Origin of the sequence: Granulicella sibirica, assembly GCF_004115155.1 — a bacterium.
Lineage (GTDB): Bacteria > Acidobacteriota > Terriglobia > Terriglobales > Acidobacteriaceae > Edaphobacter > Edaphobacter sibiricus.
Genome location: NZ_RDSM01000001.1, coordinates 895,970 through 921,756 on the forward strand (window position 1 = coordinate 895,970; position 25,787 = coordinate 921,756).

Annotated in this window: 25 protein-coding genes; 10 read left to right on the forward strand and 15 right to left on the reverse strand. The window is 60.5% G+C overall.

Translation table 11 applies throughout. The annotated features are described in order from the left end of the window. Positions 1–156: 156 nt before the first annotated feature. On the forward strand, positions 157–300 hold the full coding sequence (locus GRAN_RS25385; RefSeq protein ID WP_161570827.1) for a hypothetical protein: 144 nt from the start codon (positions 157–159) through the stop codon (positions 298–300). A gap of 92 nt (positions 301–392) precedes the next feature. Further along, positions 393–1,643 carry a VWA domain-containing protein gene (locus tag GRAN_RS03675; RefSeq protein WP_128911633.1) on the forward strand — a complete coding sequence of 417 codons (1,251 nt, stop codon included), beginning with the start codon at positions 393–395 and terminating at the stop codon, positions 1,641–1,643. A 65-nt stretch (positions 1,644–1,708) separates the two neighbouring features. Here the strand turns inward: GRAN_RS03675 and GRAN_RS03680 are convergent, their stop codons facing one another. The 6 genes from GRAN_RS03680 to dnaK form a co-directional block, all read right to left on the reverse strand. Continuing rightward, complete coding sequence (locus GRAN_RS03680; RefSeq protein ID WP_128911634.1) at positions 1,709–2,962, reverse strand: DnaJ C-terminal domain-containing protein; 1,254 nt, start codon at positions 2,960–2,962, stop codon at positions 1,709–1,711. Positions 2,963–2,980: 18 nt separating this feature from the next. Beyond that, a complete protein-coding gene (locus GRAN_RS03685) occupies positions 2,981–3,289 on the reverse strand; it encodes a HigA family addiction module antitoxin (protein ID WP_128911635.1) in 309 nt (102 codons plus the stop codon). Positions 3,290–3,368: 79 nt separating this feature from the next. Continuing rightward, entirely contained in the window at positions 3,369–4,160 is a 792-nt protein-coding gene (locus GRAN_RS03690; protein WP_128911636.1) for an Fpg/Nei family DNA glycosylase, read from the reverse strand. A gap of 26 nt (positions 4,161–4,186) precedes the next feature. Further along, on the reverse strand, positions 4,187–4,810 hold the full coding sequence (locus GRAN_RS03695; RefSeq protein WP_128911637.1) for a hypothetical protein: 624 nt from the start codon (positions 4,808–4,810) through the stop codon (positions 4,187–4,189). Between the two features lie 2 nt (positions 4,811–4,812). After that, a complete protein-coding gene (locus tag GRAN_RS03700; protein ID WP_128911638.1) occupies positions 4,813–5,061 on the reverse strand; it encodes a hypothetical protein in 249 nt (82 codons plus the stop codon). 137 nt (positions 5,062–5,198) lie between these two features. Continuing rightward, the gene (dnaK, locus tag GRAN_RS03705; protein WP_128911639.1) at positions 5,199–7,124 is read right to left on the reverse strand and encodes a molecular chaperone DnaK; all 1,926 of its coding nucleotides are present in this window, start codon (positions 7,122–7,124) and stop codon (positions 5,199–5,201) included. A gap of 193 nt (positions 7,125–7,317) precedes the next feature. Between dnaK and GRAN_RS03710 the strand changes: the two genes are divergently transcribed. After that, complete coding sequence (locus GRAN_RS03710) at positions 7,318–8,112, forward strand: hypothetical protein (RefSeq protein WP_128911640.1); 795 nt, start codon at positions 7,318–7,320, stop codon at positions 8,110–8,112. Positions 8,113–8,402: 290 nt separating this feature from the next. Here GRAN_RS03710 and mreD read toward each other — a convergent pair whose 3' ends face one another. After that, the gene (gene mreD / locus GRAN_RS03715; RefSeq protein WP_128911641.1) at positions 8,403–8,927 is read right to left on the reverse strand and encodes a rod shape-determining protein MreD; all 525 of its coding nucleotides are present in this window, start codon (positions 8,925–8,927) and stop codon (positions 8,403–8,405) included. Between the two features lie 7 nt (positions 8,928–8,934). Continuing rightward, positions 8,935–10,122: a rod shape-determining protein MreC gene (gene mreC / locus GRAN_RS03720; protein WP_128911642.1), complete on the reverse strand. Its 1,188-nt coding sequence runs from the start codon at positions 10,120–10,122 to the stop codon at positions 8,935–8,937. A gap of 154 nt (positions 10,123–10,276) precedes the next feature. Between mreC and GRAN_RS03725 the strand changes: the two genes are divergently transcribed. Then, positions 10,277–10,915, forward strand: coding sequence for a hypothetical protein (locus tag GRAN_RS03725; RefSeq protein WP_128911643.1), 639 nt, complete (start codon positions 10,277–10,279; stop codon positions 10,913–10,915). On the opposite strand, the gene GRAN_RS03730 is transcribed toward GRAN_RS03725, so the two are convergent. Next, on the reverse strand, positions 10,916–12,289 hold the full coding sequence (locus GRAN_RS03730) for a sigma-54-dependent transcriptional regulator (protein ID WP_128911644.1): 1,374 nt from the start codon (positions 12,287–12,289) through the stop codon (positions 10,916–10,918). It abuts the gene before it with no gap. 81 nt (positions 12,290–12,370) lie between these two features. Between GRAN_RS03730 and GRAN_RS03735 the strand changes: the two genes are divergently transcribed. The 3 genes from GRAN_RS03735 to GRAN_RS03745 are packed head-to-tail and all read left to right on the forward strand — an operon-like array spanning position 12,371 to position 14,849. Continuing rightward, positions 12,371–12,706, forward strand: a complete 336-nt coding sequence (locus tag GRAN_RS03735) for a PadR family transcriptional regulator (protein ID WP_128911645.1) — start codon at positions 12,371–12,373, stop codon at positions 12,704–12,706. Then, on the forward strand, positions 12,703–13,458 hold the full coding sequence (locus GRAN_RS03740) for a hypothetical protein (protein WP_128911646.1): 756 nt from the start codon (positions 12,703–12,705) through the stop codon (positions 13,456–13,458). Before GRAN_RS03735 ends, GRAN_RS03740 begins: the two co-directional genes overlap by 4 nt. Positions 13,459–13,475: 17 nt before the next feature. After that, the gene (locus GRAN_RS03745) at positions 13,476–14,849 is read left to right on the forward strand and encodes a hypothetical protein (RefSeq protein WP_128911647.1); all 1,374 of its coding nucleotides are present in this window, start codon (positions 13,476–13,478) and stop codon (positions 14,847–14,849) included. A 60-nt stretch (positions 14,850–14,909) separates the two neighbouring features. Here the strand turns inward: GRAN_RS03745 and GRAN_RS03750 are convergent, their stop codons facing one another. Next, complete coding sequence (locus GRAN_RS03750) at positions 14,910–15,692, reverse strand: SDR family NAD(P)-dependent oxidoreductase (protein ID WP_128911648.1); 783 nt, start codon at positions 15,690–15,692, stop codon at positions 14,910–14,912. 87 nt (positions 15,693–15,779) lie between these two features. Between GRAN_RS03750 and GRAN_RS03755 the strand changes: the two genes are divergently transcribed. Continuing rightward, positions 15,780–16,322 carry a TetR/AcrR family transcriptional regulator gene (locus GRAN_RS03755; protein WP_128911649.1) on the forward strand — a complete coding sequence of 181 codons (543 nt, stop codon included), beginning with the start codon at positions 15,780–15,782 and terminating at the stop codon, positions 16,320–16,322. Between the two features lie 5 nt (positions 16,323–16,327). Here the strand turns inward: GRAN_RS03755 and GRAN_RS03760 are convergent, their stop codons facing one another. After that, a complete protein-coding gene (locus GRAN_RS03760) occupies positions 16,328–18,766 on the reverse strand; it encodes a sensor histidine kinase (RefSeq protein ID WP_128911650.1) in 2,439 nt (812 codons plus the stop codon). Between the two features lie 391 nt (positions 18,767–19,157). Next, positions 19,158–20,270 (reverse strand): alanine dehydrogenase, encoded by a 1,113-nt coding sequence (gene ald / locus GRAN_RS03765; protein WP_128911651.1) that lies wholly within the window; start codon positions 20,268–20,270, stop codon positions 19,158–19,160. 210 nt (positions 20,271–20,480) lie between these two features. Between ald and GRAN_RS03770 the strand changes: the two genes are divergently transcribed. Together GRAN_RS03770 and GRAN_RS03775 are read left to right on the forward strand one after the other, a co-directional pair. Further along, positions 20,481–21,533 carry a rod shape-determining protein gene (locus GRAN_RS03770; protein ID WP_128911652.1) on the forward strand — a complete coding sequence of 351 codons (1,053 nt, stop codon included), beginning with the start codon at positions 20,481–20,483 and terminating at the stop codon, positions 21,531–21,533. A gap of 17 nt (positions 21,534–21,550) precedes the next feature. Beyond that, a complete protein-coding gene (locus GRAN_RS03775; protein ID WP_128911653.1) occupies positions 21,551–21,856 on the forward strand; it encodes a DUF3861 domain-containing protein in 306 nt (101 codons plus the stop codon). A 3-nt stretch (positions 21,857–21,859) separates the two neighbouring features. Here the strand turns inward: GRAN_RS03775 and GRAN_RS03780 are convergent, their stop codons facing one another. The 3 genes from GRAN_RS03780 to GRAN_RS03790 all read right to left on the reverse strand — a co-directional run bounded on the left by GRAN_RS03780 (position 21,860) and on the right by GRAN_RS03790 (position 25,749). Beyond that, positions 21,860–22,720, reverse strand: coding sequence for a nucleoside hydrolase (locus tag GRAN_RS03780; protein WP_241654322.1), 861 nt, complete (start codon positions 22,718–22,720; stop codon positions 21,860–21,862). A 101-nt stretch (positions 22,721–22,821) separates the two neighbouring features. Continuing rightward, positions 22,822–23,688, reverse strand: a complete 867-nt coding sequence (locus GRAN_RS03785) for an alpha/beta fold hydrolase (protein ID WP_128911655.1) — start codon at positions 23,686–23,688, stop codon at positions 22,822–22,824. A 540-nt stretch (positions 23,689–24,228) separates the two neighbouring features. Further along, entirely contained in the window at positions 24,229–25,749 is a 1,521-nt protein-coding gene (locus GRAN_RS03790) for a GGDEF domain-containing protein (protein WP_128911656.1), read from the reverse strand. Between the last annotated feature and the right edge of the window lie 38 nt (positions 25,750–25,787).

Consider the following 25,787-nt stretch of genomic DNA (forward strand, 5'->3'; position numbering starts at 1 on the left):
CGCGCCCCCGTCTCGAGGCTCCACGCCGCATCCTTGTCGCCCCGCTCGCACCATCGGCGACGCTGGCAGTCCCATCCCGGGTCGATCCAACCCTCCAGGCTGAACCGTCTCCGTGTGCACCCCGCTAAGAGCGGGCTGTTCCTCTGGAGTTCTCCCATGACCGACATGTTCTTTCCCTCAGTCCTCATCTTCGCCGCTATCTCGCTTGTCTTCGCGCTCCTCCCGCAATACGACTCCTGCACCCACCTTCTCTGTCGACTCCGCAAAAGCCTTTCGGATCGTCTGCATAAACACGCCTGACCCCTCACCGATCCTCCCCTGTCAGGTTCAGACACGTCAGCCAACGAGAACCTTCGTCCAATCGAATAGCATTCCAGCAAGCAGCGCGTTCGATGAAGCCTTTTCTGCTTAGCCTCGCTGTCCTCGCATCCTGTTCCCTCGGCGCGCAAGTGCCCTCAAGCCAGAAGCCGCTCACCGCAACGTCCACCCTGGTCCTGGTTCCGGCACTCGTTCACGACAAGGCTGGGGAGCCGGTGTACATGCTTTCGGCCTCGGATTTCCTTCTGACGGACAACGGACAGCCCCAGGCGTTGCGGGTTGAGGACGATGCAGGAAACGAGCCTCTGGCGGTCGTGATCGACTTGGAAGTGGGCGGAGCCGGCACGCGGGAGTACGACAAGCTCGGCGCGCTCATCCCTATGCTCGAGGCCCTCGTCGGCGGCGTCCAGCATCGCGTCGCGGTCGTCGGCTTCGACAGCGAACCTACCCTAGTCCAACCGTTTACCGCAAAAATCGACTCGGCGAAAGATGCGATCCTCTCTCTTCAGCCCGGATGCACGCGGCAGAATCACTTCAGCAACTGCGAGGGTCCGGACCCGGTCCATGACGCGAGCCTCGGCGATAATGGCGCAGCCATCCTCGACAGCGTCGCGTTTTCCGTGAGCCTGTTACGAGCCCAGCCTGCACGCTACAGGCGCGTCATCCTCCTGATCTCGGAGACAGCGGACCGTGGAAGCAAGGTCACTCTGGACGACGCGGTCAGGGCCATTAGCGATACGAACACGTCGATCTACAGCATCGGCTTTTCGACGGCGAAGTCCGAGGCGGCACACTACGCCCACCAGCAACTTCCAACAGGTCCCGGTACACCCGCGCAGGCGGCGGATGAAAGCCGGACGATGCCGCCAGGTGGGGTAGAACTGTTTGATCGGGCCAATCACATCCCGAATCCTCCCACCGGATGCATGGGCAAGATCCCCGAGCAGCAACTAACCGACGACCCGGATCAGAATCTCGGCCGCCTCTCCCGTCTCTACGATTGCATGGGGCAGCTTATGCCTCCGCTTCTGGTTGCCCGGGTAGCCGCCATCGCCGCGAGCAACGGGCTGAAGCGGAACGCCCCCGAAACCGTGGCCAGGCTCACCGGAGGCGAATACTTCAAACTCACCAATGCGAAGAGCCTGGAACGCAGCCTGTCCGTCATCACGAATCACTTGCCCAATCGATACATGCTGAGCTTCCAGCCTGTCTCTCCTCAGGCCGGTCTACACCACCTGAGTGTCAAGCTAATCGATCGCCCAGGTCTGATCGTGCAGGCGCGAACGACCTACTGGTCTGACGATGGGAACGCGGAAGCGAAGTAGAAGGGCTGTCGGTTGGCTCGGCTAGTGAAAGACCACTTTCGCCATCTGAGCCGCGTTAACCAGCATCATCCCTGCTCAAACAACCCTTCCCGTGGATCCTCCGGGTTCAGCCGTGCCAGCTCCCGCAGAATCTCTTTCGACCGCTCGTCCTGCACCTTCGGCACCACGATCTTCACTTCGACGATCTGGTCCCCGCGCACACCCTCCCGCGCCGCCGACGGCACGCCCTTCTCGCGCAGCCTGAGCTTCTGCCCTGTCTGCGTCCCCTGCGGAATCTTCAACTGCGTCCGCCCATCGATCGTCGGCACATCGATCTTCGCGCCCAGCGCCGCCTCGACCACGGTCACCGGCACCGTCACGTAAACGTCGTCCACGGTCCGCGTAAACACAGGATGCGATCCCGTCTTGATAATCAGGAAGAGATCCCCCGCCTGCCCGCCATCCACACCCGCATTGCCTTTACCCGCTAACCGAATCCTCTGTCCATCGCGCGTCCCGGCCTTGATGCGAAACTCCAGCGGGTCTTTCCGCGTAACGACGCCCTGTCCATGGCACGTCCCGCATGGATGATCCGCCCTCCCCGTCCCGCCGCAGCGTGGGCACTGGATATTGAACTTCATCCTCCCGCCCATCTGCGTCACCTGCCCTGTGCCCTTGCACTCCGGACACTCCCCGCTTCCGCCCGTCGTCGTCCGTCCCTTGCACGTCGGGCAAGTATCCTGCCGCGTGATCTCAAGCTTCGCGACACCTCCGCGCACCGCCGTCCAGAAGTCCACACTTACCTGGTACTCAAGATCCGTCCCCGGCTGCGGCCCGCGCGACGAACCCTTCTGCCCGTGGCTGTTGAAGATCCCGCTGAACACATCCCGGAAGCTTCCGCCAAACCCGCCGCCAGCGGGTTCCTGTGCCTTCCCGCGTCCCGCCTGAAAGTCAGAGAAATCAAACCCGCCAAAGTCGAACGGAACCTCCTGCCCACCGCGCGCACCGCCTCCACTCGGACGATACCCACCGGGCCCAAACGGATTCCCTCCGCCGAACGGACTTCCACCCCCACTCCGCGCCGCAGCCTCGGCCGCAGCCGCATCGATGTTGTCCGAATAGAACCCGAACTGGTCGAACACCTTCCGCTTCTTCTCATCGCTGAGAACGTCGTTCGCCTCGGAGATCTCCTTGAACTTCTCCTCCGCCTTCTTATCATTCGGATTTACGTCCGGATGGTACTTCCGCGCGAGCTTCCGGAAAGCCTTCCGGATCTCATCCTGCGTCGCCGTCTTCTTCACGCCAAGCGTGCCGTAATAGTCCTTCGTCTGAGTCGCCATCGCCTTGCCTGTCTCCCGCTATGCCCTGCGCTGTACTTCCTTCTTGATCTGCGCGAGCGACCCGTGCTCTACCTGGGCAAGCTCGTATGCCTTCTGCAGATCCATCCACATCTCCGCCGTCGTCTCGAAGTAAACCGAAAGCCGAAACGCCGTATCCGCCGTAATCCCGCGCCGCTCCCGGATAATCTCCGAGATCCTCGTCGCCGGAACCCGCAGCGCCAGCGCCAGCGCATTCGCGCTCAACGCGTCAGGCGCCATATATCTCTCCCGAAGAACCTCTCCCGGATGCAGCAGGGACTTTCGCTTCGGACTTCGACCAATCGCCATCGTTCTCTCCTGGCTAACTCAACTCAACCACAATCAGCCGAGCCTAGCACGTTGTACGCACAGCATCCAACGCCTAACGCTACTCCGCCTGGCACACCGGGCACCAGAAAAGATTCCTCCCCCCCATCACCTTCGTCATGACCTTTGTCCCACAAATGAAACAAGGGCGTCCCTGCCGCCGGTACACATAGTGCGCTTCCTCGTTCAACGCCGGCCCTTTCTTATGCGGCCGATCCGCCGGCTTCGTCGTCACAATCCGCCGGTCTTCCATCGCATCCCGCATCAGCTTGCCCGAGTCCTTCCAGATCCGCTTCAGCTTCGCCGCATCCACCTCGTTACCCGCGCGAAACGGACTCAGCCTTGCCCGAAACAGAAGCTCCGCTCTAAAGATGTTTCCCAGCCCGGAAAAGATCTCCTGGTCCATCAGCAGCAGACCGATAGGGGTCTTCCGCTTGGCAATCCTCTCGTAAGCCCGCTTCGGATCGTCCCCGTTCAGAGGATCCGGCCCAAGCCGTTCCCGCAGTGCATTCCACTTCTCCGTCGTCCAGACGCTGCAGTCCGTAGGCCCCCGCAGCTCGAGCCAGTCATTCGGAGTCGAGATCCGCAGCCGCAACGCACCGCGCATCTCCGGAGCCTTGCCCGTCCCCTCGGTGAAGTCCCCATAGAGACCCATGTGTACGTGGAGTACCCGGTCCGGCCCAAAGTCATACCCAAGATGCTTCCCGACAGCCGTAACGCGCTTCAGCACCTTGCGATCGAGCAGCACCGCATCCTCGAAGCGCCCATTCGGCCCTTCGACGCGTACCTTCTTCCCACCAAAGGCCGTGTTATGCATCTCCGCCCAGCGATGCAGCTCATTTCCTTCCGGCACAGATCCCAACCTCTCTGATCGAAAACCTAGGACGAAGAGACGATCAGGTTCTGCTCCGGAGCCTTCTTTCGCGTCCTGCGCGCAATCCGTCCACCGGACTCGATCTCATACTTGTAGTGATCGATGATCCGGTCCGGCGTCCACAGAGCCCAGTGATTCGCGTTCTTGCCGTGCATCCTCGAAATCTGCAACTCATCCATCTGCCGCATCAACCGCCGCAGGTCCGTGTAGTGATCGATAAAAGCGCTGTCCTCGTCCTCGATCAAAGGCCGCATATCGACATACACCGGTTGAGCCCACTCATAGAAGGTGTGCCAGACGTCGTACACCTCGAGATGCCCCTTCTTCACCAGCAGCCCAATGTGATCGTAGAAGTCCAACACCTCGAGCGCACTGACCGGCGGAACATCCCGATCCAGTTCAGCAAGCTCTTCATTGACCAGCCGGTCGACCGCCAGTCTCTTCCGCGCCGCTCGAAAAGCCTCGCCGTGAAACACCGTAAGCTGTTTTTCAAGATTCGAGACCGACCGGTACTCCCGCTCCTGACGCAGTTGCAGGGCCGCATAACCGATCGCCCCTGCACTCGTCAGCACAAGAATTGTCGTTGAGATCGCCTGGAGCTCATTCCAGTCGATCACCTTGAGATACATCGCTAGTTCCAAACCTGCCGTGCATCAATCGCTTCCACAGAAAACGTCTGGTCCGGCTCCATGCGCTGCATCTTTTGTACGAACTCCAAAGCTTCCTCCCGCGTGTCAAATAGCACGCGGTTATACAGTTGCCCTGCCCTGACCTGGTCGCATTTCCACATGGTATCGCCCATCGTTAAACCCCCAGTGATCCAATTGAATTCCAAATAGCTGTCGTCTTTGCTTCCCCTTGGCATTGAAATATCCCGCATCCCTATACGACGCCCTTTTGGCCCTGAGCGCCGTATAAAGTGTGAGGGGCACCCCTTTAGGAACGCCCCTCGGAACATGGATGCAAGTACGTCAGCGAAGGACGATCGGTTCTGCTCTACGATCGGACCGATTCGTCTTACTTATGATCGACATCCACGTACTCGGCATCTATAACACCTTCGTCCTTCTTCGCTTCCTCATTGGTACCGTGATCCGTCGTGCCGCCTGCAGCCGTTCCGCCATCCGTCGGGGCCGAAGCACCCGCCTTGTACATCGCCTCGGCCAGCTTGTGGCTTGCCGTGGTCAGCCTCTCCTTCGACGCGTTCAACTCGCTCGCCGAAGGCGATCCAGCCAGCACCGACTTCGCGTCCGCAAGCGCACTCTCCACCTCGCTCTTGTCCGACGAATCAACCTTGTCGCCGCCATCCTTGATCATCTTCTCGACGCTGTACACCATCGAGTCGAGCCCGTTGCGCGCTTCAACCGCATCACGCTGTTCCTTGTCTTCCGCGGCATGAGCTTCGGCATCCTTCGCCATGCGCTCAACCTCTTCCTTGCTTAGACCCGAAGAGCTGGTGATAGTTATCTTCTGGTCCTTGCCCGTCGCGTTGTCCTTCGCCGTCACGTTCAGAATGCCGTTCGCGTCGATATCGAAGGTCACCTCGATCTGCGGAACGCCACGCGGAGCCGTCGGAATCCCGCTCAGCTTGAACTTGCCCAGCGTGCGGTTCTGCGACGCCATCGGCCGTTCGCCCTGAAGCACATGCACCTCAACTTCGGTCTGGTTATCGGCAGCCGTCGAAAACGTTTCAGTCTTCTTGGTCGGGATGGTCGTGTTGCGCGTGATCATTCCCGTCGCGACACCGCCCATCGTCTCAATCGAAAGCGTCAGCGGAGTGACATCGAGCAGAAGCAAATCCTTCACTTCGCCCGCAAGCACACCAGCCTGAACCGCGGCTCCAATCGCCACAACCTCATCCGGGTTCACACCCTTATGCGGCTCTTTGCCGAAAAGCTCCTTCACCAGTTGCTGGATCTTCGGCATACGCGTCTGACCACCAACCAGCACGACCTCGTCGATCTTGCTTGCATCGACACCGGCATCCTTCATCGCCTGCTTCGACGGTCCGATCGACCGCTGCAGCAGATCGTCCACCAGCGACTCCAGCTTCGCGCGAGTAAGGTTCCGGACAAGGTGCTTCGGTCCGGTCGCATCGGCAGTAATGAAGGGGAGGTTGATCTCCGACTCTTGCGCTGTCGAAAGCTCGATCTTCGCCTTCTCCGCCGCATCCTTCAAACGCTGCAACGCCATCTCGTTGCCCTTCGCATGGAGATCAAGCCCGGTATCGGCCTTGAACTCACCGATGAGCCAATCCACAATTCGCTGGTCGAGGTTATCGCCGCCAAGGTGTGTATCGCCGTTGGTCGACTTCACTTCGATCACGCCTTCGCCAACCTCAAGGATCGAGATATCGAACGTTCCGCCGCCGAAGTCGTACACGGCGATCGTCTCGTCCTTCTTCTTATCCAGCCCGTACGCCAGCGCAGCCGCAGTCGGCTCGTTGACGATACGCTTCACATCCAGCCCGGCAATCTTGCCCGCATCCTTCGTCGCCTGGCGCTGCGCATCGTTGAAGTAAGCCGGAACCGTGATGACCGCCTCGGTCACCGACGTGCCGAGATAGTCCTCGGCAGCCTTCTTCAGCTTCTGAAGGATCATCGCCGACACCTCAGGCGCCGTGAACTCCTTACCCTGTGCCAGCACGCCGACGTTATCGCCCTTCGAAACGACCTTATACGGCACCATCTTCAGCTCGTCGCCGACTTCGTTCATCCGGCGGCCCATGAAGCGCTTGATCGAGTAAACGGTGTTCTCAGGGTTCGTAATCGCCTGGCGCTTCGCAACCTGACCCACCAAACGCTCGCCGCTCTTCGTGAACGCAACGATCGACGGGGTCGTCCGTCCGCCTTCCTCGTTCGCAATCACCTTCGGCTCGCCGCCTTCCATCACGGCAACGCAGGAGTTCGTGGTCCCGAGGTCAATCCCAATAATCTTTGCCATCTGTGCTTCTCCCTTGAAAAATCGTCATCCGGGGATCGCCCGGGTCTTTCTCTCACTTCTCAATCTTCACATGTGAGTGAGTTACTGTCAACTTCCCTGCTTCACTCTTATCTATAGATGCATTTCCTCGCCAAACGTCGCATATCCTACCGCCCTGGGGAACCAACTCCACGACGCTCCCGTACGATCAGCCATGCCGCTCGTCCACCGCGCTCTGCTCCTGGCCACCCTCGCCGTCCCGCTCAGCGCCGTCGCGCAACAAGCCCCGGTCCAGCCCCGCGACCTCCTCCAGCAGGCCCTCGCCGCTGCCCCCGAAGACAAGATCGCCCTCACCCGCTTCACCTACTTCGACCTCGATCACACCCAGAACCGAAACGAGAAGGGGAAGCTGTTCGTCGACTCCACCACCCTTTACGAAGACACCTACATCGCCGACCTCCCCTATAAACGCGTCGTCGAGCGCAACGGAAAGCCCCTCGCCGGGTCCGACGTCGCGAAAGAGCAGGCCCGCTACGACCAGGCCGTCGCCGAACGCAAAGGTCTCGACGCCAAGGCCCGCGCCGACCTTCTCCGCATCCACCTCGTCGAGGCCGGCATCAACCTCCCCGACCTCCTCACCCCCGCCTACCGCCTCACCGAACTCCGCCAGGAGTCCCTCGATGGATACCCCACCCACGTCCTCGAAGCCACTCCCACCGTCCCCGCCGCCACCCGCCGCTATGACCTGTGGGTCAGCGAAACCAGTCCCGCCATCCTCCGCCTCACCTTCGACGTCCTTACCGACGAGGCCCAGATGCTTCACGGCAGCCACGCCCAGAAGGACTTCCAGATCATCGATGGAGTGCCCGTCCCCACCCATAGCGCCGTCCACTTCTTCTACCCGGACAAGGGCAAAACCATCACCGTCGACGTCGAGCACACCTACACCCGCTACCGCCGCTTCACCGCCACCACCCGCATCCTCTCCACCGCCGAGCCTCCGCAATGACGCAAGTCGGCCCCCCGCGAATTCTTGTCAAGCCCCAAAACCACCTAACTCATTGAAACGAAACGGAAAAATCGGTGTCCTTTTAGTTTCGGTGGCAAGTCTACAATTAAAGTAAGCAGTCAAAAGAGAAGACCCATCGGTGCGCCCGCACGGGTATAACCCTTTTCTTATCTAATATTTAGATATAAGCCTATTGGAATGAACAACTTACCGGAGAACCCGCGACGCATGCTCAACAAAAGAAAGCACTTGCGCCCCGCCAGTGGGAGGGGGGGTACACCGTTAGATCATCAGATCATCCTCTTCCCACGATCCAGGAAGAGGAAGACAGGCAGCGCAACCGCCGTATTCGCCAGCGCCCGGATCACCTCGTGCAGCCAGAGCAGGTGGAATCCCGGCAAACCAAGTAACCTGCTTTGAATGAGATACAGCAACACGCTCTCCAGCAGTGAAAAAGCGAAGTTCATCAGCACGCGCGTGCCGATGTTCTCCACATCCACCTTAACTCCAATGCTGGCAGCAATATAGCCGATCACGCACTTGGCCATCCCATTTACGCCGATCGGCTGATTCGTCAACGCATCCTGCATCAGCCCGATCAGCGCGCCTGTCAGCGTTCCGGCAATTGGACTCCGTCGCGCAACGGCAAAGAAGATGGTCGCAATCAGCGGAAGATCCAGGATCGCCAGCTTCGGGATCGCCTTTGGCAGCAGCACCTGCAGCAGGATCGCTGCAAGCGGAACCAGAAGAGTCATCGCTGGGTGAAAGCTGTACTGTTCGAGTTCCCGTCGTGATGTGTAGCTTCGAGTCGCCATAAGCGCGCTAGCGCGGAGTCTCCTGACTGTCCGTCGCCGGAGCGCTCTGAGGCTGACGCGGAGCTCCAGGAGTCAGCTCCGTCGCCGAAGGCGTCGATCCAGGACTATACCGATCCGGATGCAACGTCGGAACAGGCCTTGGAACCAGTTGCACAGGAGGCAAAGGTTTCGTCGGATCAGCCGCGGCAGCAGCAGCAGCCTTCGCCTTCTCCTCCGCATCCTTCGGATCGGTCATATCGAGCCCTCGCTGGGAAGCCGGCGAAGCAGCAGCCGCGGCCTTCGCCGCATTGACATCCTCCGTGTGCTTCGCGAGAGCCACATCGAGATCCTTCTGCGCCTCCGCCGAAAGCTCCGTCTGCGTCGCCGTAATCACCAGGACTTCTTCCAGTTGCGCGAGCTTCGCCGCAGGCCTGATCGTGATCGCCGAATAAGGCTGATGCTCCGGATCTGGCGCGATGCTCTCCACCACACCAACCGGCAAACCCCTCGGATAAACCTGATCGCCACCCGAAGTCAGCACCACCTCACCAGGCTGAATCCGCGAGTCCGCAGTGAGATTCCCAATCTGCACCCGGCCCGACGAGGTCCCCTTCAGGATCGCCCGAATCCGCGTGCTCTGCAGCATCACGCCAGCTCCGGAAGTCTGATCGCTGATCAGCAGAAGCTGCGCACTATGCGGAAAGACATCCCGCAACTTCCCCACGATTCCATCCGGCGTAATCACCGCCATATCCGGCTTCAACCCCGCATCCGCGCCCTTGTCGATCAGCAGCATCCGCGACGTATCGCTTCCACTCGTCCCAATCACCTGAGCCGCAATCGTCGAAGACACATAATGCTCCCGAAACTGCAGCAGCGCCTGCAGCCTTCTGCCTTCGATCACGTCCTCCGCCTGCGCGGCCTGCTGCAACCGGATCGCCGCCAACTGACCCCGCAGTGCCTCATCCTGCTGTCTCACATGCCAAAGCGCCACGTAGTTCGACCACCCACCGCGAACGCCCCCACTGAAGAAGTGCGTCGTCTTCGCCACCGGCGTCACGATCGCCGCAGCCCAGACCCGCAGCAACCGCACCTGCTTGGAATCCGTTCCCGTCGAATCCGGTCCTCGCCTCACCTGTACCGCAAGAGCAATCGTCTGTGCCAGCAGCACAACTATCAGGACGAGTGCGTTCTTGAAGCGGGTGAAGAATTCCATCGGCCTCCCCATTATCGGCGAGATGTCTCCCGCAACGGAAACACGCAACATGAGGAACCCACCTAGCCAAGCCGCGTGCTATCGAACAGAGCTCCCAATGCATCCCAGAGATGCAGCCTATCAACTATGCTGCGCATGAAGCACGGAGACCCCGATGACCCGCAGGTCGATCCCCATCGTCGCCGCCATCACCCTCACCATCTCCGCCTGGACGACCCAAGCCCAGCCCGCAGGCCATCAGCCCCAGAACGCAGCCCTAACGCAGGCGATCCAGAAGGCTCTTCCCCAGGGCGCAACCGAAGTCGCACAGCCTCTGCCGGTGGAACTCGGCCCTCTCGGCCGTGTGCAGGTAGTCCTCTACCGTCGCAATGACGCGGACACCCTCTTCCGCGGCATCGCCCTCATCCCCTCAGCCGACACCTACCGCGCCGTTCCGCTTCCCACCGAAGTCGATAGCGCCGGAAACTACGAAGAGATCACCACTGCCATCCTCGGAGCCGACATCGCCGGCACCGACCCCGACACCTCCGTCCCCGGAGGAGCAAAGCAAGGCCTCACCCAGACCCTCCCGTCAGAGAACGGTCAGCCCCGAACGACACGCACCGAATCGGGTCAGCGCGCTCTCGTGATCCTCTACTACGCCCACCAGTTCGGCCAGACCGCATCGAACGCCTTCGGACGCGTCTACCTCTACGACGCCGGCGCCTTCCGCATCGACGAGGTCCGCTCCCACCTGCTCGACGGCGTCCGCACCGCCGCCGTCGCCCGCCAGCGCCTCGCGCCCAACCCGTGACTATTCCTTGATCGCAACTCCAAGCGCCTTCATCTTCCGGTACAGATGGCTGCGCTCTAGCCCAAGGCTCTCCGCCGTCCGCGTCACGTTGCCATTACATTCATCCAGCTTCTTCAGGATGTAGTCCCGCTCGTACGCCTCCCGCGCCTCGAGGAGCGACCCGAACTCCTCGCCTTTCCCAAGGTTCTTTGCCGCATCCCGCGACTCCCGATACACCAGCATCGGAAGATGCTTCCGCTCGATCCGTGCCGCCTTCGGATTCAGAATGAGCACCCTCTCCACCAGGTTCCGAAGCTCCCGTACATTCCCTGGCCAGTGATATTGCCGCAAGGCCGACAACGCATCCTCGTTCATCTCTACATGCGGCCGGCCGTATTGCTGCCCGAATTCCTGCAGAAACTCCTTCACCAGAAGCGGAATGTCTTCCTTCCGGTCCCTCAGTGGAGGTACATAAAACGGAATGACGTTAAGCCGATAGAAAAGATCCTCGCGGAAGTTCCCACGCGCAATCTCCTCCTCCAGGTCCTTATTCGTCGCTGCAATTACCCGCACATCGACGTGAATTGCATGCGAAGCGCCCACCGGCAAAAACCTCTGCTCATCGAGCGCACGCAACACCTTCGCCTGCGTCTTGAGACTCATGTCCCCGACTTCATCGAGGAACAATGTCCCCCCGTCCGCCCGCTCGAACGTCCCCCGCTTCTCTGGAGGCCCGCCAGGAATCGCGCTGTTGCGATACCCAAACAGCTCGCTCTCGATATAGTCCTCGGGAATCGCCGCGCAATTCAATTCGACGAAAACCCGGTCCTTCCGCAAGCTCTCCGAGTGCATCGCCCGCCCAATCAGCTCTTTTCCCGTTCCGCTCTCGCCGAAGATCAGCACCCGCCCATTCGTCGGAGCCATCAGCTTGATCTGCTGTCGCAATGCCTTCAGCGCCACGCTCTGCCCCGTCACCGTCCCCTTGATCGCAAGCTGCCGCGCAAACTCCTGGTTATCCTCGCGCATCTGTCGCGCCTTCATCGCGTTCTTGATCACGATGAGCGTGCGTTCGAGCGACAGCGGCTTCTCCAGAAAGTCGTAAGCGCCCAGCTTCGTGGCACGCACCGCTGCCTCGATCGTTCCATGCCCCGAGATGATCACCACCTCGGGCAGATTAGCCGATTCGATCCGTCGAATCTCAGCCAGCGCGTCCAGCCCATCCCGGTCCGGCAGCCAGATATCCAGAAGCACCACGTCGTAGGCAGCATCGCGAATCAGCGTCAGCCCTTCGGTCGCCGTAGCCGCCGTGGTCACGAGGTACCCTTCCTCGGCAAGAATCGCTTCCAGCGAGGTGCGGATTTCGGCTTCGTCATCGACGATCAGAACGTGATTCAATCAGTAACTCCTCACGATGAGTCTACCTGTTCATTCCTGAAGGCCTTGCCCGATTCTTATTTGTTCGCTACTGTTGAAGAAATGCGGGAGCATAGCTATCTCGGCGAGTTCGAACTCATGGTTCTCCTCACCATCCTGCACCTCGGCGACGAGGCTTACGGCGTCCCGCTCGCCCGCGAGTTAGCCATCCGCCGGGGACGCGAAGTAGCCGTCGGCAGCGTCTACGCCTCCCTCGATCGTCTCGAGATCAAGGGCCTGATCGCCTCCAGCCTCGGCGAATCGACACCCGAACGCGGCGGCAGGGCCAAACGATACTTCCGCGTCACCGATCAAGGTCTCCAGGCCGTTCACGAGACCCGCAGAGTCCTGAGCAAGTTGTGGAAGTCACTGCCAACTATGGGAGAAGACCTCGCATGAGTTCATCGAACGCCCTGCCCTTCACAACCAGAATCGCCACCTGGCTCCTCGAGCACCTAACCTTCGGAACCCACCGCGACGCCCTCTCCGGAGACCTCCTCGAAGAGCTTCGCGCAGGTCGTTCCAAACAATGGCATCAACGTCAGGTCCTGAAAGCGATCGGGATCGAACTCTGGGCCAGGCTCCGCGACCACGCCCGGCCCATCGTCTTCTCCGCCGGGTGGAACACCCTCTACCCGGTCTGGCAATTCCTTGCGCATGGCCGTCTATCCCAGGCCAACGCCGATCGCTGGATCGCGCTTCCCTGGCCCTACTCCTCCTGCGCTGAGATCGCCAGCGGAGTCGCCCCGGCGATCACCTTCGTCTGGCTCGGCCTCATCCTCTATCTCGTCGCCTTCCCTCACAAGGATCGCGCCCTCTCGCCCGTCAGTCTGGCTCTAGGCTTGTCGACCAGCGTCAGCGTCCTCCTCGTCACCACGTTCGCCGCCCTCCAGTACCTCAGCCATCCCGGAATCTCACTAACCGACGTGGGCCAACAGGACTTCTACCTCACCTTCCACCTCCTTACCATCAGCATCCCACTAACCCTCACCCTCCTCTCCGCCATACTGCTCGCTCTCCCACGCGGACCAAGGTTAGCCCGCACACTCCGCATCCCGACGGCATCGGCCACGAAGTCTACCGAGCATAAAGCCCACCACTATCTGGGCTTCTCTCTCCTACCCCGACGCCGCGCACCTCAAGCCATCTGACTCGGAGGCGGACTCCTGTGACGGAAGAGACCACGCAATCGCCAGCAGCCATCGCCGTTCCGTTACTGGCAAGCCTGATTGTCACGAGCGCCGCTGCGTTCCTCATCTGCACTCCACCCTCTGCTCGTTCCCTCACTTGGCCAACCCTCCTCGGCCACGCCTTGCTCTTCGTCGCAATCGCGGCAGCCGCCCACGCTCTTGCCGTCTGGCTCGCATGCCGTGTCTTTCGCGACCAGATCGAAACCCCTGCGGTTCCACTGATCGCCGGCCTCTGGATGGCGACCGCCTGGCTCCCTCTGCTCGCGCTCCTCTTCCAGGAGGACTCGCCTTGGATCGTCGCGGTCCCGCCCGTTATCGCGATCTACGCGACGTTCTTCCTGCGAAAGTGGAAGCCAGCCCCAGAACCCCACCTCTCGCATAACGTCCAATCCAGTCTCTTCGATTGCCGCGAGCCGCCGCCCTTCCTGCGGACAGTCCTGCCCGCCGTCCTGACCTCCATCGCCCTCGAGGCAGGCATCACGCTTCTCGTCCTTGGCTACTCGCTGCCCGCTGGAATCCTGATCGCCGCAGGCGCAGCCCTATCGCTCTGGGCTCTGCCAACGAAGTCACGGACCGAGGACAAAGCCCGGAAACCTTCGATCAACGCCCTCATCACCGAATCCCTCACGATCATCGTCCTCACCGCGATCGCGCTCATCCCATTTCTCCGCCAGGGCCGCTTCGCCATACTGCACGCCGTCCACGCCAAGGACAACAATCCCTCCGTCGTCCACGACGCAAAGACGACCGGCAGCGACTACTCCGGCATCATCCTAATACTGCCTCTCAAGCCCCATCCCGACATCGTTCCACCCGTACCCATCACCCGCACAAACCTGGCAAGCACGCGCTCAAAGCCGGTCCTCATCCCATTCGACGGAGTCTACTGGTACTTCAAGAAACCCGATCTGCGCCCCAAGCCCGATGCCCGCACTGTCCAAGGCGATCCCACCAAGGCCAACGTCCGCTCCACTGACTTCCAGGCTCTTTCGATGGAGGCTCACCAATCCCTTGGAGCGCCCCTTAGCGTGAGTTGCTGCTCCGCCCTGCGCGTGGCCCTGCAAAACGCCGACAACCGCCTCGGAGCCATTGACGTCGAGATCCTCCTGACAGACAAGACCTCCACGAAGAACCCGTCAGCAGAATCCTTGGGAACCCTTGCAATCGCGTCGAGCGAAGCCCAGACAATCTCCTTGACCCGGCCACCCATAAACGAAGTCCTCACCTTCCCCATCCCCGCCAGCGCTCACGGAAAAGAGTTTGACGAGATCACCGTAAGAATCAAGCCATCGAAAGAAAGATCCCGCGCCGGAGCCCACATCGCCATCCAGCACTTCGAGCTGGTTCCATAAAATACCACTCTATGAACCGCAGCCCCACCGCGAACGATGGGGCCGCAGCAGCACCGCAAGTTACCCACGATTACGCGGCGAGCCAAGCGGCGAGCCGATCATTCCGCCGTCTACCAAGAGTTCCGTCGCATTGACATAGGAAGCATCATCCGAGGCCAGGAATAAAACCGCCTTGGCGATCTCATCCGCCTCACCCCAACGCGCGAGTGGAATCAACGTAGCGACAAACGCCGCCTGCGCCCCGCTCTCTTCCGGAGTCGCATTCGCCCGCGGCCCGCGAGCCCAGATCGGTGTCTTCGTCGCACCCGGTGATACTACGTTCACCCGAATACCACGCGGCGCAAGATCGGCCGCAATCGAGCGAGCCATCGACAGCAGGCCGCCCTTGCTTGCCGCATAAGCAGCCATCCCAGGCTGCCCCGCGGAGATGTGGACCGACGCATTGAAGATGATCGCGCCACCATCGTTCAGCAAGGGAGCCGCTGAGTTAGCCGTCACGAAAGCACCCGTCAGGTTAATGTGAATGATGTTCTCGAAGACCGCCTCATCCGCGGTTCCTGTCGGCGTCCTTCCCGAGATACCCGCGTTGGCAAACACGATATCCAGCGTGCCAAAGTCATTCGCCAACTGCTCAAACAGCACCTTGCGAGCAGCCGCATCCGTAACATCCGCCCGATATCCACGCGCCTTCGGTCCAAGCAGCGCAACCGCTTCATCGAGCGTCTTCTGGTCCCGGCCCGTGATAGCAACCTCTGCGCCCTCCTGGACAAAGCGCAACGCAGTGGCTAGCCCGATGCCGCTGTTTCCCCCGGTAATAAGTGCCTTCTTGCCTGAAAGTCTCATGGTCGATCTCCTCTTTGGCGAAGCATGATGTTCGTCATGTATGATGATTGTCATGTTTGCGTGATTCATTTTCTCAGGGAGGCAGCCATGCGTTATCCCCTCGAAGAGACAGCAGAAAAACACGAGCGCATCGTCCGCGTGGCCTCGGAGTTATTTCGTGAACGCGGCTTCGATGATGTCACCGTCGCGGAAGTGATGAAGGCCGGCGGCCTCACCCACGGTGCCTTCTACAGCCACTTCCCTTCAAAGGAAGCCCTGATGGCCGCAGCCGTCGAGTACGGCATGGAGGCCACACTGGCTGGTATCAAAAAGAACTCCGCCACCGCCACGACCCGTGCCGCCTATCTCAATCGCTACCTCAGCACAAAGCATCGCGACAACCCCGCCCAGGGCTGCACGATGTCCGCACTCTCCGGCGATATTCGCAACGAGCCCGAGGTGCAACACACCTTCTCTACGGAACTGAAGGCCATCCTCGAAGCCATGGGCGGCAATCGAGGCGACGCTATCTTCACCACAGCGGCGATGGTTGGGGCGATGGTCCTGGCACGCGCCGGAGACGATGACTCCCTGTCAAAAGAAATTTTGAGCGAGGTCCGCAAGCGGCTCACCCCAAAGTCACAGGCCTAGAGGTCCTAGTTCGGCAGCGCCCCAGCCTTGACCTCAGCCGCAAGCGCCGAAACCTCAAGCGGCTCCACTGGCTGCCCATCGATCAGCGAAGCAGGCTTCAACTCAACGATAAACTTCGCGCCCACAGGTACGTTCCCTTCTGCCCGGATCGTCCCCTGATGTTCCTGGATGATCTTCGACGCGATCGCCAGCCCGAGCCCTGTGCCCCTCTGCTTCGTCGAGAAGTAAGGCAGAAAGAGACGTTCCCGCATCTCGTCCGTCAGCCCAGACCCCGTATCCGCGACGACAAGCTCCACGAGCCCGTTCGCCAGCAGGCTCGTCTCAATATGAATCTCGCGCAGCAGGCTCTGCTGCATCGCCTCGGCAGCGTTATCGATGAGGTTTCCCAACGCCCGCTTCATCGCCTCCGGGTCGGCCAGCACCAGCGGAAGATCGTCCGCCATGTGCCGCACCAGACGAATCGATTGCAGCCTCCCTGCAAACAACGCAAGCGAACTCTCAACGATCGTATTCAGATCCGCAGGCCGTGGCCGCGCCATCGGAAACTCGGCGAGCGAGGCGAACTGGTCCACCAGAGAACGCATTGACTCCACCGAACTCGTGATCACCTCCGAGCACCGCCGGATGATCGCCACCGAGGGACTCTCGACCTCCTGCTCCGCCATCGTCACCGAGAGCCGTTCGATATGACGATGAATCTGCTCCGCGGAAAGCGAAATTGGTGTTAGTGGATTCTTGATCTCATGCGCCACCCGCCGCGCGACTTCCTTCCATGCTGACTGCTTCTGTGCCCGCAGAAGTTCCGTCGCATTCTCCAGCACAAGCACATAACCAAGATGGGTCCGCGCCGTCCCACCCTCCAGCAGCGCAACGGTGGCAAGCAGATTCATCGTGGCCCCATTGCTCCCGAACGGCGCTTGCCCATTCCCGTTGCCGTTCCCACCCATCTCCATCTCTCCCGCAGCCGATCCCATGCGATGACTCCGCCGCATAAGCCGTTCGAGAGAATCCATCATCTCCGCTGGAAACACCTCTTTGATATCCCGCCCGATGAACGGCCTTTGCCCGCCCGGATCCATCATCTCCGAGAGCGCCCGATTCGCCAGCACGATCCGCCCCGCAGAGTCGAGCGTCGCCACCCCATTCGGAATCGTCTCCAGCATCGTCTCGAGTTCCGACCGCCGCGCCTCCAGAGTCGCGTTCACCACGTTCAACTGGTGCGTCGACTTCTCCACCTGCGCCCGGCTGCTCTCGAGATCCCCCGCCATATGGTTGAAGCTCCGGATCAACTCCCCAAGCTCGTCCGTCGCGCTCTCCGCCACCCTCCGCGCATAGTCTCCCGCGGCAACCGCCTGCATCGCATCGGCAAGACTCTCGACAGGCTTCGTTACCTGCTTGGAGAGATGTAGCGCCAGCCAGCTTGAAGCGAACAGCGCTAGGCAGGTCATCATCGCCAGCAGGATGGCATAGAGATTCCGCAACTGCCGTCGTCCGCGAAACAGCGTCCAGTACGCATCAGCCGAAGTTCGCATCCGCGCCATCGTGCTCGCAAGCCCGTACGGGAGCGGAAGCCCCGCCACGACTGTCCCGCCACCCTTCACCCCAGCCGTGCCGAGTGCATAATCCGTCTGCCCTATCGAGAGAATCGGCTCATCGCTCCGCTGCGCTGTCTCAAGAATCGCTGCATCGGTTGAGAGATTCACCGGATGACTGGCAGAGAGCGTCAGGTCCGGCGGTCGTGCCCCCTTGGTCGCATCGTTGTCATCCTCCGGCTGCGCCGGTTGCTGAGGAAGCCATTCTTTGACCTCAGCGGTCGCACCCGCTTGCTGCGGCATGTGATACGAGGCAACAGCTCGGCCCTCGCGATATACCACGACGAATCCGCCCTGAAGGGTCGTCTCATGCTGCCGCAGGATGCGAATCACTGTCTCGTCCGCAACCTGGCCAGCCCCAGGAGCATGGATCGCCGGAATCGACGCCGCAATCGAATCGGCCTCGACCCTTGCGTTCGCCGCCGTGTAACCGGCAAGCTCGCTCGCCATGTGGTTGGCGTCGTCGCGCATCTGCGTCACCGGCTGCGAGAACCAGCTATCGACCTTCCGGTTCATCAGCCCGAAGCTGAACGCGAACATGAAGGCGATCGGAACGAGCGAAACCAGCACCGCTCCCCACAGCATCCGGGTCCGCAGCCGCGTCCCAAGCACGCGGCTGCGCTGCTCGGCGTAGAGCTTTAGAACGTTCCGCACCAGGAGAACAAGCACCGTGACGAACAGCAGGAACGCCACAGTCGAAAGCCCGGTAAACACAAGAATCTGTTCGTACGAGGAAGGGCTCAGGGAGTTCAGATGAAATGCATTCAGGATCACGAGCCCGCCCATGAGGAGAAGGGTGCAGGCTCCCAGGACAATACTCAGCACCTTGCGCCGGCTTGTCGCTGTTCCCATTCGTTCTCCTCGCTCACAGCCGGCGGCGCTGGCCCTGCTGATGCACTGCTTCTGACGGCGTGTTGATTATAGGAGTTTCAGGAAAGCGGCGGTTATTCTGCCGCGCGCCATCGCGTGGAGCTTCTACATCAAGTAGATCGCGCAGCCGCTGGCAACCAGGTACTTATCATTGGGGGCATTGCATGCGGACAACAGATCGTTCAGGTCTTGTTCCATCAAAACGCACCCCCTTCAAGCTGTAGGAGGCCATGCTGAGCTCGCAGGTCCCGTAACCCATTCACCCGCCGGGACATTCGCCCAATACCGGTGGTCTCTCGCTGCTGCTCATCGAGATCGGCCTGTGTCCTGAGACGCCGCATCGTCTTATCCACAGCCCCCTCCTGGCCGATCCCTAGAGCAACTCCGCCACAGGCGTCCACTCCCGCGCCTGAGCCTGCGCAACGGCCCCATAAGTCAGCGTCCCATTGAAGGTATTAACCCCTTCCGCAATCCCCTTGTCATCCTGAATCGCAGCCGTAGCCCCAAGCTTCGCCAGCTTCAACACATAAGGAAACGTAGCGTTTGTCAGCGCCAGCGTTGAAGTATTCGGCACAGCCGCCGGCATATTCGTCACGCAATAATGCACGACTCCGTTGACCTCGTAAGAAGGATCGCTATGCGTCGTTGGCCGAGCCGTCTCGATGCACCCACCCTGATCGATCGCCACATCCACGATCACCGCGCCCTTCTTCATCTTGGCAACCATCGCCTTGGTCACAATCTTCGGGGCCGCCGCACCCGGGATCAACACCCCGCCAATCACCAGATCCGCCTCACAAACGGCCCGCTCGACGTTGTAGCTGTTCGAAGCGACGGTATAAACCCGTCCGCCAAAGATGTCATCAAGCTCGCGCAGCCGATTCAGGTTCAAATCCAGCAGCGTGACCTTCGCCCCCATACCGAGAGCGATCTTCGCCGCATTCGTCCCCACGATCCCTCCACCAATCACGCACACATTCCCCGGAGCCACACCCGGCACGCCCCCCAGCAGAACCCCGCGCCCGCCATGCTCCTTCTCGAGATACGCCGCGCCCACCTGCACCGACATCCTCCCGGCCACCTCGCTCATCGGCGTCAGCAGCGGAAGCGCCCCTGTCCGATCCCGAACCGTCTCATACGCAATCCCCGTAACCTTCTTCTCCAGCAGAGCGTCCGTCAGGTCACGCAGCGGAGCCAGATGAAGGTACGTAAAAAGCAGAAGCCCCTCGCGGAAGTGCCGATACTCCTTCTCCACCGGCTCCTTCACCTTCACGATCATGTCCGCAAGCCGCCACACGTCATACGCCGACCCGACAATTTCCGCGCCCGCCGACTGGTAATCGTCATCCGGAAATGCCGAAAGCGCCCCCGCGTCATGTTCGACGAGAACGGTATGACCGGCTTCCACCAGCGCCTTCACCCCAGCCGGGGTCACCCCAACGCGGCTCTCGTGATCCTTCACTTCCTTCGGAACGCCAACGATCATCCTTATCCTCTTTCTCGTCTTTTTCGGCCTGTATAGGGCGTGCCTTCACCAAATACCAGCGGCAACACCCCCATTGTATCCACCGCACGCGGGCACGTCATGGCGCGCGTGGTGCATGCCTGGCTGATTCACGCACCCATCCGGCCAACAACGTACAATAGTCCCTTAGCGGCATCCTTAATCTCGCAGTGTCAGGAACGTAACCCCCGAATGGCCTTCAACAGCTCCCGCATCCACAACATGCGCTCGCTTTTCAGCCTGTTCTCAAGCGATCTCGCGATCGACCTCGGAACGGCGAACACACTTGTCTACGCCAATGGCAAGGGAATCATCGTCAATGAACCAAGCATCATCGCCGTCAATACCGTCACCAACGAGGTTGAGGCCGTCGGCAAGGAAGCCAAGGAGATGCTCGGCCGCACTCCCGGCAATATCGTCGCCATCAAGCCGATGAAGGACGGCGTCATCGCCGACTTCCGCCACACCGAAAAGATGTTGAACTACTTCATCATGAAGGCGCACAACAACCGCAAGCGCATGGTGCACCCCCGCATCGTCATCGGCGTCCCTTCTGAAATCACTCAGGTAGAAAAGCGCGCCGTCATGGACTCCGCCTACCGCGCCAAGGCCTCCGAGGTCCACCTCGTCGAGCAGGCCATGGTCGCCGCCATCGGCGCCGGCCTCCCCATCACCGAGCCCGGCGGAAACATGGTCGTCGACATCGGCGGTGGCACCACCGACATCGCCGTCATCTCCCTCGCCGGCATCGTCTATTCGCGCTCCGTCCGCATGGCCGGAAACCAGATGGACGAGGCGATCATCACCTACATCAAGCGCAAGTACAACCTGCTCATCGGCGAGCGCACCGCCGAGCAGATCAAGATGGAGCTCGGCTCCGCCTTCATCCTCGACAAGCCCCTCACCAAGCAGATCGTCGGCCGCAACCTCATCGAAGGCGTCCCCAAAACCATCTCCATCGACGACTCCGAGATCCGCGAAGCCCTCAGCGAGTGCATCGCCACCATCATCAACGCCATCCGCGTCGCCCTCGAGCGCACGCCGCCCGAGCTCTCCGCAGACATCTCCGACCGCGGCATCGTCCTCACCGGCGGCGGAGCCCTCATCAAGAACCTTGACAAACGCATCCGCGAAGAAACCGGCCTGCCCGTCTCCATCGCCGACGACCCGCTAGCCTCCGTCGTCCTCGGAACCGGTAAAATGCTCTCCGACTTCAAGCTCCTGCGCAAGATCTCCATCGACTAATTCTTCGGGTCTGAATCATGAACTCCTACAGCTATCGCGTCACCGTAGAACCTCTGACCGGGTCCAAGGGCGAGCCAGTCGAAGCCACCGCCCTGAGTTTCGTCATCAAAAACCACGACGACATCCTCGCCATCGCCGAGCGCGCCAAGGGCCGCGCGGGCCTCGACGAAGAAACCAGCACCGCCCTCGCCATCAGCCTCAAGATGTTTAGCGAGGTGATGCTACTGAACCGCAAAAATCCCCTCTTCGAGAACATCCAGGGACCCTTCCGCGACTTCATCCAGGCCTTCAAAGCCGCCGGAAAAACCGATCGGGCCGAGTAGCCGCTACTGCATGCGCGGCATGAAGAACCGAAAGAACGTCTCCGAATCGGACTTCAGGCAAACCTGCGCGTTCGCCGGCCCATCCACCTTCCTCGTATAGCCCTTGTCATCCACCTCGATCCGCATCCCCGTCACCGGACAGAGCGAAGGCTTCACCGTATAACCCGCCGCAATCGAATCAAACAGCACCGGCGACTTTGCCTTACCTCCTTGCCACTCCGTCGTCAGCTCCTCAAGCGCCTTGGCAAGTCCCGTTCCCTTCCCAAAGAGTTGCGCCCTCCGAGCCGCATCGAGCGGGATCTGCGTCGAATCGAGCGGCATCACAAACAGCGGAATCCCCGACGAAAACAAAGCCTTCGCCGCCGGCACGTCGCGCACAATGTTCCATTCCGGATCCGGTGTCGTATGCGGCGTGTACCCCCGCTCCACCGACCCGCCCATGATCACGACCCGCTTCAGCTTTCGAAACATCTCCGGATCCCGCTGAATCAGCGTCCCCACGTTCGTCATCGGAGCCACCGCCACGAGCGTGATCTCTCCCGGACTCTTCTTGATCGTCTCCAGCATCCACCCGATCGCGTCGGGGTAAACCCGGTCCGGCTCACCCTCTGCGTATGCCCTCTGCGAGAAGTTCGCGTTCGCAATCTTCTCCGAACTCTTCACTCCCTCGAACACCGGTATATCCCCGCGTCCCGCCGCCGCCAGAAGACGCGAAACGAGGCGCGCCCGTAGATGCGTATCTCCGAACGCCGTCGTCACCCCAAGCACAGTCACCTCGGGGCTCCGGAGCAACAACCCAAGCGCGTACGCATCATCGATATCGTCCCCGATATCCGTGTCGAAGATCACCTTCGCTGCTTCCACCTGCGCGCCCGCCGAGCGAGCAGCACATCCCAGCAATCCGAACAACACTATGAGAGTCGTCAGTCTGAACATTCGCCCCAGTATGACACGCGAGCCCACTCCTAGGACTGAAACACGGTCTCGCTAGCCGCCTCTGCGGAATTCCCATTGTCGGGCGATACTTGTCTCTTTTCGACAGACTCAAGAAACGCCCGAACCTCCCGAATCACATCCTTGGGCGAACTCATATGCGGGCAATGCCCCGGCGTCCCGGTCATCACCAATCTCGCGTCCGGAATATGCTGCTGTACATACTCGCCAACGAACGGCGGAACGACAATATCGTCTTCGCATTGCATCACCAGCACGGGCACCCGAACCTGCGGAAGCTGATCGCGCAGATCGGAGAAAAAAATCACCCGTGCGAAGTGATGCGCAAGCATCGGATCCATTCGGCACAGGCAAGCCTCAAGCTCGGCCACTATCATCGGACTTGCATGCTTTCCGACAATGAGAGGAGCCATCGTCGCCGACCAGACCACGTGGTTGTTTTCCATATCTGCCACTAACTTTTCAAGCCCCAGCCGCTCGAATCCGCCCCTGTAGTCTCCATCGTTCAGATAGCACGGAGACGGCCCGATCATCGTCAGACTCTTGAACTTGTCCGGTCGCGCGATCGTCGCCAGCGCACCGATCATCGAACTCACCGAGTGCCCGACGAAATGGATCTCTTCAAGCTTCATCTCGTCGATGATGTCGACCACATCCCGCGCATAGCCGTGGAGCGTGGCATACCGCGCGCCGCTGAATACGGATGTATCCGAAAGCCCGGAGCCCATGTGATCGAAGAGGACAATCCTGTACTCGGTGTCGAATGCCGGAGTGACCTGCCGCCACATCGTCTGATCGCACCCGAAGCCATGCCCGAGCATGAGCGTCTTCGTACCACGCCCGATCACCCTCACATGATTTCGCCGAATCGCTTTCATTACTCACCCAGCCCAAACCGGCAGACGGAGAGAAGGCCGATTTGCCCCTCCCTGGTATCAATTCTCGCATGGACCGAGACCCGCCATGTACCGCTAATCGGCATCGAATCAACGGTCTATGAGAAAATTTCATACAACTTTAGGGGAATGGATTTGCTGATATCGCGCTGAGGCCGACCGGGCATATCGCACGCCTCCAACATTCGCCACAGGCTTCTAAGCCGGAGCAATCTGCGTTTTGAAGGTCATAGTCGCCCAGTCCAGCATTCCACCCGGTTACCGGGCTGTCGGACGTATCAAACTGCCACAGGCCATCGATGGCACCCGAACCGCCCCCCGGATCCTCCTTGCTGAAGACCTCTGCGGCGGGACCTGCGCGCCGCCCCAACCGGAAGCGCCGCAAGGGCGAACAGTGCCAGCGACACGAACCGTTGCATGATCCACGTGAACCGAAGATCCTCGCGTCGAGCGGAATGACCAACACCTACCAGGTGCGTTCCCTGAGCATACGGTCCACGCCGCACTCCTGCAATCAGCGCGTTACGCCCGCCGGGCCATTTCTTTCACCTGCACCTCGACCCGGTTCCGGCCGTTATTCTTCGCCGAGTACAGCGCCTCGTCCGCCAGTTCCACCAGCGTCGACGACGCTTCCTCGAGCGTGGGAACCTTCGTCGCGACCCCAATACTTATCGTAATCTCTCCGCACGGACGGCCCATGTGCGTGAACTCGTACTGCGACACCGTCCGCCTCAGACCCTCTGCAACTGTACGCGCTCCCTCGATCCCGGTATCCATCAACAGAATCGTAAACTCCTCCCCACCATAACGGGCCGCAAAGTCCTGTTCCCGTCCAAGCCTCGTCCGAAATAGGCTCGCAAGCTGCCTTAGGCATGAATCCCCCGTCGGATGTCCAAGCGAATCATTCAACTGCTTGAAGTGATCTACGTCGATCATCAGAAGGGACAGCGGTTGGTTCGTCCTCTGTGCGCGCCTCCACTCGCGATCAAGTGTCTGATCGAAATTTCGCCGATTCGGTATGCCTGTCAATCCATCCTGTAGAGCTTGGTCTCGACTCCTCTCATTGGCCTTGCGCAACTCCTCCTGCACCGCCAGATACCGCGTCTGCAAAATCGTTGCCCGCACCGCATACAAGACAAACGTCAGCGTTACGAACCCCATCCCTAGATACAAATGCACCGGAACGATCGAAGCGGCCATGAGGAAGACCGAAAAAGGAAACAGGAAGCTACTCCCCGCATCCACAAAAGAATCCCTATGAACCGTTCCCGAAGAGGTGACCACCTTGGATGGACGACTCGCTGCCACAGCCATCCACAGCACAGGCAAATCTGAAATCACCAGCAGCGGCGATCCCCCGAAAACGTGGGCTCGGTGCAGGAGAACTCGGTTCACGAACGTGATTGCCAGCGCATTCGCCCACAGAAACCCGCACAGCCTCCGGAAAAAGCGCCTCTCCCCCGAATCCCTCCGGGCAAAGATCCTCACCGTCGCCGCTACCGCGATCAGCAGATTCGCCACCATCAAGCGGTCCGTCGCCACCAGCGACGGAATCGGCGCATACCCCCCGCCGGGCACCGGGAACGCAAACAACAGCGCAATGAACGCCAGGCCTACCGTCAGCACAGCCTGCGCAAGGTCCAACCGAATGAAGACCCGGGAGTTCTCCCGGTTCGATAGCGAAGCCGCCACCAGGAACGGAAGCCCGCGCAGAAGAAGAAGTACCTCCGGGAACCCCGCCATCTTCCCGGTGGAAGGAAAGACTGATCCGCCGGCGATCTTGAGCATGAATCCAAGCACCCCGACCGCGAATCCAAGCGCGACCATCATCCAGCGCACGCGCATCGTGCCCGTATACCGAAACATTCTCTGGAACGAAGTCAGGCCCGCCAGCGCGTAACAGCATCCGATCCCGGCATAGGTGACAACCCCCTGCTCCGGCAGAAACAATCCGGCAACCGCCTGTATGGCGACCAACGCGATCCCAGCCGCCAGGACCTGTTGAGTGTTCGCTATCTCTTGGGGAGTCTGACCTGCACCCATGGCCACCAATGCCTCACACCCATCGACGATCGAAAATA

What these genes read in the sequence shown, in the direction of transcription:
- GRAN_RS03770 (WP_128911652.1), top strand. Translation starts at nt 20,481, where the DNA reads ATGGCCTTCAACAGCTCCCGCATCCACAACATGCGCTCGCTTTTCAGC.
- GRAN_RS03685 (WP_128911635.1), bottom strand. Translation starts at nt 3,289, where the DNA reads ATGGCGATTGGTCGAAGTCCGAAGCGAAAGTCCCTGCTGCATCCGGGA.
- mreC (WP_128911642.1), bottom strand. Translation starts at nt 10,122, where the DNA reads ATGGAATTCTTCACCCGCTTCAAGAACGCACTCGTCCTGATAGTTGTG.
- GRAN_RS03785 (WP_128911655.1), bottom strand. Translation starts at nt 23,688, where the DNA reads ATGAAAGCGATTCGGCGAAATCATGTGAGGGTGATCGGGCGTGGTACG.
- GRAN_RS03735 (WP_128911645.1), top strand. Translation starts at nt 12,371, where the DNA reads ATGCGGGAGCATAGCTATCTCGGCGAGTTCGAACTCATGGTTCTCCTC.
- GRAN_RS03675 (WP_128911633.1), top strand. Translation starts at nt 393, where the DNA reads ATGAAGCCTTTTCTGCTTAGCCTCGCTGTCCTCGCATCCTGTTCCCTC.
- GRAN_RS03750 (WP_128911648.1), bottom strand. Translation starts at nt 15,692, where the DNA reads ATGAGACTTTCAGGCAAGAAGGCACTTATTACCGGGGGAAACAGCGGC.
- GRAN_RS25385 (WP_161570827.1), top strand. Translation starts at nt 157, where the DNA reads ATGACCGACATGTTCTTTCCCTCAGTCCTCATCTTCGCCGCTATCTCG.
- GRAN_RS03755 (WP_128911649.1), top strand. Translation starts at nt 15,780, where the DNA reads ATGCGTTATCCCCTCGAAGAGACAGCAGAAAAACACGAGCGCATCGTC.
- GRAN_RS03680 (WP_128911634.1), bottom strand. Translation starts at nt 2,962, where the DNA reads ATGGCGACTCAGACGAAGGACTATTACGGCACGCTTGGCGTGAAGAAG.
- GRAN_RS03710 (WP_128911640.1), top strand. Translation starts at nt 7,318, where the DNA reads ATGCCGCTCGTCCACCGCGCTCTGCTCCTGGCCACCCTCGCCGTCCCG.
- GRAN_RS03790 (WP_128911656.1), bottom strand. Translation starts at nt 25,749, where the DNA reads ATGGGTGCAGGTCAGACTCCCCAAGAGATAGCGAACACTCAACAGGTC.
- GRAN_RS03740 (WP_128911646.1), top strand. Translation starts at nt 12,703, where the DNA reads ATGAGTTCATCGAACGCCCTGCCCTTCACAACCAGAATCGCCACCTGG.
- GRAN_RS03725 (WP_128911643.1), top strand. Translation starts at nt 10,277, where the DNA reads ATGACCCGCAGGTCGATCCCCATCGTCGCCGCCATCACCCTCACCATC.
- GRAN_RS03760 (WP_128911650.1), bottom strand. Translation starts at nt 18,766, where the DNA reads ATGGGAACAGCGACAAGCCGGCGCAAGGTGCTGAGTATTGTCCTGGGA.
- mreD (WP_128911641.1), bottom strand. Translation starts at nt 8,927, where the DNA reads ATGGCGACTCGAAGCTACACATCACGACGGGAACTCGAACAGTACAGC.
- ald (WP_128911651.1), bottom strand. Translation starts at nt 20,270, where the DNA reads ATGATCGTTGGCGTTCCGAAGGAAGTGAAGGATCACGAGAGCCGCGTT.
- GRAN_RS03695 (WP_128911637.1), bottom strand. Translation starts at nt 4,810, where the DNA reads ATGTATCTCAAGGTGATCGACTGGAATGAGCTCCAGGCGATCTCAACG.
- GRAN_RS03700 (WP_128911638.1), bottom strand. Translation starts at nt 5,061, where the DNA reads ATGCGGGATATTTCAATGCCAAGGGGAAGCAAAGACGACAGCTATTTG.
- GRAN_RS03775 (WP_128911653.1), top strand. Translation starts at nt 21,551, where the DNA reads ATGAACTCCTACAGCTATCGCGTCACCGTAGAACCTCTGACCGGGTCC.
- dnaK (WP_128911639.1), bottom strand. Translation starts at nt 7,124, where the DNA reads ATGGCAAAGATTATTGGGATTGACCTCGGGACCACGAACTCCTGCGTT.